This window comes from Thermofilaceae archaeon (genome assembly GCA_038731975.1).
Classification (GTDB): Archaea; Thermoproteota; Thermoprotei; order Thermofilales; family Thermofilaceae; genus JANXEW01.
Genome location: JAVYQJ010000047.1, coordinates 1 through 5,932, shown reverse-complemented (window position 1 = coordinate 5,932; position 5,932 = coordinate 1). Strand labels below are relative to the sequence as shown.

Annotated in this window: 6 protein-coding genes; 4 read left to right on the top strand and 2 right to left on the bottom strand. The window is 63.7% G+C overall.

What is annotated here, in order from left to right; genetic code table 11:
- The 3 genes from QXF46_09020 to QXF46_09010 form a co-directional block, all read left to right on the top strand.
- Positions 1-654, top strand: a 654-nt coding sequence (locus tag QXF46_09020) for a glycosyltransferase family 4 protein (GenBank protein MEM0227000.1), incomplete at its 5' end; no start/stop codon positions are given.
- 4 nt (positions 655-658) lie between these two features.
- Positions 659-1,567, top strand: a complete 909-nt coding sequence (locus QXF46_09015; protein ID MEM0226999.1) for an ABC transporter ATP-binding protein — start codon at positions 659-661, stop codon at positions 1,565-1,567.
- Positions 1,539-2,354, top strand: a complete 816-nt coding sequence (locus tag QXF46_09010; GenBank protein ID MEM0226998.1) for a hypothetical protein — start codon at positions 1,539-1,541, stop codon at positions 2,352-2,354. Before QXF46_09015 ends, QXF46_09010 begins: the two co-directional genes overlap by 29 nt.
- 58 nt (positions 2,355-2,412) lie before the next feature.
- On the opposite strand, the gene QXF46_09005 is transcribed toward QXF46_09010, so the two are convergent.
- Positions 2,413-4,194, bottom strand: coding sequence for an AAA family ATPase (locus tag QXF46_09005; GenBank protein ID MEM0226997.1), 1,782 nt, complete (start codon positions 4,192-4,194; stop codon positions 2,413-2,415).
- Between the two features lie 4 nt (positions 4,195-4,198).
- Complete coding sequence (locus QXF46_09000) at positions 4,199-5,182, bottom strand: FAD-dependent oxidoreductase (GenBank protein MEM0226996.1); 984 nt, start codon at positions 5,180-5,182, stop codon at positions 4,199-4,201.
- 75 nt (positions 5,183-5,257) lie between these two features.
- Here QXF46_09000 and QXF46_08995 point away from each other — a divergent pair.
- On the top strand, positions 5,258-5,932 hold a 675-nt coding region (locus tag QXF46_08995; protein MEM0226995.1), incomplete at its 3' end, for a PIG-L family deacetylase.

Below are 5,932 nucleotides of genomic sequence, written 5' to 3'. Positions count from 1 at the left end.
GTAACACCCGGTGTTGATACGAAGCTCTACAGCCCCCGTAGCCTTGAGAGAAGAGGGGAAAGGTTCACTCTGCTGAGCGTTGTGAGGAACGTGGTAGAGAAGAACCCTGCAGGGCTGATAGCGGCGGCCAAGAGGGCGGAAGAGGCTTACGGCATCCCCTTGAAGCTGGTGTTGCTGACAGAGAAGTGCAGCCCACCCCCTGTAGTCTTCGATTTGGAGATGCTTGCTAGAAGCATTAGTTTCGCCAATGTAGAGTTCATAGAAGAATTTGTCCCAGAGGATAGAATGCCCGAAATCTATCGGGGAGCCGACGTTTACATAAGCCTTTCGAGCGCTGAAGGGCTGTGCATGCCGATGCTGGAAGCTCAAGCGTGCGGAGTACCCGTCGTAGCCCACGCGCTGCCCGCCATAAAGGCTATCTACGGCGAGAGCGTCGCTTACGTGGAGAGCGAGGGAGTAATCTACCTGCCCCCGGGGCCGGCCCCGCTTGCCTCCGTGAGAAGGGCTGCCGAGGTCATTTCCGAGCTCTACAGGGATGAGAGCCTCCGAGCCGAGCTCTCGTCGAGGGGGTTGGAGAACGCTAAACGTTACGATTGGGACGAGAGGGTGGGACCGAAACTGGAGGAAGCTTTAAGGCGCGCTGCGGCATCGTGAAACGATGGGCGCCCCCGCCGTCCTAGTGAAGGCGAGGGTCGAGTACTTGCCGGGCATCGCGGCTTTCGAAGGCAGCTTCGAGGCGGACGGGGGCTTTACGATAGTGATCGGCCCCAACGGTGCCGGGAAAACCACGCTTCTCCACGCGATCGCTGGAATCCTCTCGCCTTACTACGTGAAGGGGGACGTGAGGGTTCTGGGCGCCAACCCCTACAGGGAGTACTGGGTGAAGAAGTACGTGGCGCTGGCTCGGCAGGAGCCGTCAACCTTCGACTACTGGTGCACGGTTGAGACCGCCTTGACGCTCTACGCCCTGCTGAAGGGTGAGGACGCCGCTCTCGTGCGAGAGGTCGTGGAGGAGCTGGGGTTGCAGGATTACATGCACCCGTTTTCCAAAGTCGGCACTCTCTCCTTCGGTACGAGGAGGAAGCTCGAGGTCGCAAAGCTGTTCCTGAGCAAATCCGCGAGGGTGTACCTTCTGGACGAGCTGATCGGGCTCGACCCTCCCACGGTGAACAAGACGCTCGAATACCTGAGGTCTAGGGCGGAAGAGGGGGCTTGCGTGATCCTAGTGACTCACGATCCCCGGCACCTGCAGATGATGACTGGTGGGAGGGTTGTCGTCCTGAAGGGCGGGAGAGTGCTGAGGGTGATCGAGAGCCGCAGCGAGCTTGAGAAGTACCTATCTCGATCCCTCTACGAGATGATCATAGTTGTGGAGGGGGGCGATCCGAGAGCCGCGGAGAAGGTCCCGGGAATCGAGAGCGTGAGCGTGGAGGCTGGAGCCCGCTCGGTTGTCCGCGTTCGGGGTAGGCTTGAGAGCCTCAATAGCATCCTCGAGGCGCTCATGGGGAGCGGCTGTCGGGTTCACAGGGTGGAGTACGATGAGATCACTCCGCTCTTTGAGGAGTAGTGCCCCGGCTAGCCCTCAGCTCTTCTGGTTGATCGTCCGCCTCAACGCGCGCTACTGCCTCCTAAACCCCGTGAATGCCCTGGGTCGGCTCATTTCCTTAACGCTTCAAGCAGCTATTCTAACGCAGGTTTGGGGCTTAAACTTCGGGAGGAGCTTCGCAGTCGCCTCCGTGATCACGGGCGCCGTCGGTGCGAGTTATCCGCGCCCCCTACCCCCCTTCTCCCACTCACTGCTGGCGGAGGCGCCGCTCAATCCAAGGTACATCAAGAGGCTCAACGTGTCCGCTAGAACGCTGCTGGCCATCGCGATCGGCTTCCCGAGCACGCTACTGCTCGTGGCACCCCTCGTCTACATGGGGCTCCTCCCGGCCAGCGCCATGACCATCCGCTTCATCACGGTGGCCGCGATCATTCCGATCTTCTCCCAGCAAACGATCTTCTCCCTGCTGATATTTCAAATACCGGAGCTGCTCATTCGATGGCTCAGGATACCGACCGGTATAGGGCCTCCCGCACACCCGATGGAGCTGGCTGCGGAACTGATCAGGGTAGTGTGGAGAGATTGCGTTTTCGTAATCGTTGGCGCGTTAACACCCGTTTACTTCCCCCTAGCCTCCCTACCCCCCTACCTGCAAGCCGTAGCGATCCTCTTCAACCCCTACGCCCTCAGCATCGAGCTCGCTCGATCCACGATCCTCGGCACGCCCGCACCAGCTTGGGTGGCACCTGCGGCATTCATCATAGCCGCCGCCTGGTTCATCTTCAACATTGTCTACCCGATGGAATAGATTAACTGCCGCTATCCCAACGCAGGTTTCGCGCACCCGGGGCGCGGGCCTCCGTGCGTCAGCCGCTCAGAAGAGCGTGCAGCTTCTCGGGCGCTTCCTCAATGCTCCTCACGAGGACGAGCCTGCCGCCACCCAGCTCGGCCATCGCCCTCGCGAAGCCCAGGTACTTGCTCGGCACGAGGATCACGTTTAGCTCGCGGAAGAGCGGCGCCGCCTCAAGGGGGTTCCTGCCGGCCGTCCACTCCGCGTCGGTCACGAGGATCGCGCGGGGCTCGTAGCCCGAGGCGACCAGGTGGTCCCTCGCAGCCACCAGGGCGGCGTGGATGTCCGTGTACCCCTCAGCCTCGAGCGAGAGGATGCGGTTGACCACTTCCTCAACGTCCCTCCTCTCCCGCACCCCCTTCAGCAGATCCACCCTCGTGTTGAAGGAGAGGACGCAGTAGTCGTCGACTCTCGAGCCCGCGTACGCGAGCACCGCGCTGGCGAAGGCCCCCAGCACGAGCTTGAAGCCGGCCATCGAGGCGCTCCTATCGATCACCAGCGCGTAAGCTCTACCCCTCCTACCCCTCGTGAAGAACGAGAGAGCAGCAGGCGTCCGGCCCTCGATACCGGCTTTCTCAACCGTTCCGTCAACATCGATGTCGACGGGCTCCCCCACCCCCCTGCCCAGCATCCTCGCTCCAGCGTAGCCGAGCGCAGCCCGGACTATCAGGTCGCGTGCCGCCGCCCTCGCCCTCTCCCTGAACGAGGGGGGAAGGTAGCAGTAAACCCTCGCCAGCACGTCGAGCCCGCCCAAACCGCCCTGAGCCAACCGGTCGAGGAGGCCGGGGTTCTCTGCTACGAGTAGAGCAGCCCTCCTTGCGGCCACCTCAGCCTGGCTCTTCAAGCCCTCCACGTCCGTTTCGCTGCGATCCGCATCGCCCCTCCCCCTCTCCTCCTGCTCACCCCCTTCGCCCCCTCGCGGTGCCCAGCGGTTCAGCAGAGCCGTGAAGAGCTCCACGATCACCTCCTCCGGGGCTCGCGAGGGGTCCTTGAGCCACACCTTCGGTGACAGGGCCATGATAGCGGCTGTCTTCAGATCCTCGACATCGACGGTCCCCCGCTGTTCGATGAAGCGCTCCGCCAGCAGCACCATGTCGATGGCCCCCCTCACCGAGGACCCCATCTTCACGGCCGGGTGCCTCCTCGTCGCCCTCGCAAGATCGACGGCGAGCTCCACCAGCCACCCTCTCTCTGAGCCGGTCCTCCGCCTCACGATCTCGATCTCCTCCGCGCGGCTCTGGTAGTCTACCCTCAGCATCACAAACCGGTCGAGCAGCGCCCTGCTCACCCTCCCCGTCCCGACGTCATCGTACGGGTTCATCGCGCAGATGATCCGGAAGCTCGGCTTCGCTCTGACGATGCCCAGCCTCGGCACCGCGATCTCGCGGTCCTCCGCCGCCCTGATCAGGGTGTTGGCCGCGTCCTCCGGAAGCCGGTTGAACTCCTCGATGTAGAGGAGGCCGCCGGACTCCATCGCCTGGACGAGAGGCCCCGGCTCGAAGAACTCCGGCTTGAAGCCCTCCACCATCACTTTCGCGGGGTTGAAGGTGCCCACCAGCTTCTGCGGTGTAACGTCCGCGCCCCCCTCGACGATGAAGAAGGGGACTCCAGCCTCCTCGGCGACCGCCCGCAGGATCGTCGACTTCGACGTGCCCGGCGGCCCGCAAAGAACGATGTTCCTGCCCGCCGCTAGAGCGGCGAGAACTGCCCTCGCCTCCCTCTCCCTGCCCACGAGCCTGTTCAGGACCCTTCGCAGCAGCTCCTCCCCGGCGTAGGGGTTGGCTCGAGCGCTTGCCATCCTCTTACAGCTTGCCCCTCAGCCCTAAAATGTATTTGTAGGCGGCGTCCGCGGCTATCGCCCCCTCCGCGGCCGCGGTGAGGATCTGGTCGAACTTGTACTTGCAGGGCCCTCCCGCCACTTCGCCGGCGGCGAAAACCCCCGGGAGGTTCGTGCTCATGTCCGGCTTCACGACGACTCTCCCCTCCTCGTCCAGCTCGAGGCCCATCGGCTCGAGCAGCTCCCTCGGCGGTTCGGAGCCGATCTCGACGAAGACCCCATCGAGGGGGAGGGTGTACGAGGCGTTCTCGACCAGGTTTCTCACCTGGACGCCCGTGACTCGATCCTCCCCCAGGATCCGCTCGACGACGTGGTTCAGGAGCAGCTCGATCCGCCCGCTCCTCCTGGCCATCTCGACGTAGTGGGGGAAGGCTCTGAACTGCTCGCGCCGGTGGATCAGGTACACCTTCCTGGCGATTGACGCCAGGTAGAGCGCGCTCGAAAGCGCAGCGTTGCCGCCGCCGACCACAGCGACAGTCTTCCCCTCGAAGAGGGGTCCGTCGCAGGTTGCGCAGTACGAGACTCCCCGGCCGATCAGCTTCTCCTCCCCGGGCACGCCGAGCTTGCGGCGCCTGCTGCCGATCGCGAGGATCAGCGCGTAGCAGGAGTACCTGTTGCCGCTCGCCGTCACAACGGCCCACCTGTCCCCCTCTCGCTCGAGGCCGACCATCCTCTCCCCTGTGATGATGGGGACCTTGTACCTCCTCACGTGCTCCTCGAACCTCCTCGTCATCTCGGAGCCTGTCAAGCCCGGGAGGCCCGGGTAGTCGTCGACTAGGGGTGCGAGAGCCATCTCGCCCCCGATCGCCTCGGTGACCACGGCGACGTCGACCCTGTACCTGGCCAGGTAGAGTGCCGCCGTGAGGCCTGCTGGACCGGCTCCGACGACGACGCACTCGTAGTCGTAGCGATCTGAAGCTTGCGGCAGGCTGAGCTTGAGGAAGCTCACGCGCCTTAAATAGTCGAGGTGATTTAATTTTCTTCCGAGCGAGGGGGTTTAAAGCGGCCCGCCCATCAACGGCGTGTGGCGAAGCGGGTCCTCGTGTTCGGTGCCCACGCGGACGACGAGACGATAGGGATGGGGGCGACGATCTCGCTGCTGAGCGAGCTCGGCTACGAGGTTCACGTCGTGACCTTCTGCTGGAGCCGTGAGGGGGATTGGGGCGACACGGGCTACGCGAGGCCCGAGTGGCGCGGGCAAATCGCGGAGATGAGGAGGAGGGAGGCGCTAGAGGCAGACAAGGTGCTGGGCGTGAAGGAGAGGGTGGGGCTCGGGATACCGACGCAGGGGGTGGTCAACGACAGGGCGACGTACCAGCGGGTCGTGGCCATCATACGCGAGGTGAGGCCGCTCGCCATCTTTACGCACCGCCGCGAGGACAAGCACCGCGACCACAGGGCGGTCTCCGAGATCGTTGAGGAGGCCTGGTGGAAGGCTTCGGAGAGCGTGCTGGCCGACCTGGGGAGGCCGTGGAGGGCTGGAGCCCTCTTCTTCTACGAGATCTTCGAGCTGTTCGAGAGGCCCAGCCACATCGCCGACGTATCGAGCACTTTCGCCAGGAAGCTGGAGGCCCTCAAGTGCTTCGAGTCGCAGATGCCCGTGCTGGGCGATATACTCAGCTACGTTGAGGGGCTCGCGAGAGCTCGGGGCTATCTCATCGGCGCTAAGTACGGTGAAGCATTCCTCGCTTCAAGCTTC

Bases quoted from the DNA above. Each gene is read 5' to 3' on its own strand.
- QXF46_09015 (MEM0226999.1), top strand. From the start codon at position 659: ATGGGCGCCCCCGCCGTCCTAGTGAAGGCGAGGGTCGAGTACTTGCCG.
- QXF46_09010 (MEM0226998.1), top strand. From the start codon at position 1,539: ATGAGATCACTCCGCTCTTTGAGGAGTAGTGCCCCGGCTAGCCCTCAG.
- QXF46_09005 (MEM0226997.1), bottom strand. From the start codon at position 4,194: ATGGCAAGCGCTCGAGCCAACCCCTACGCCGGGGAGGAGCTGCTGCGA.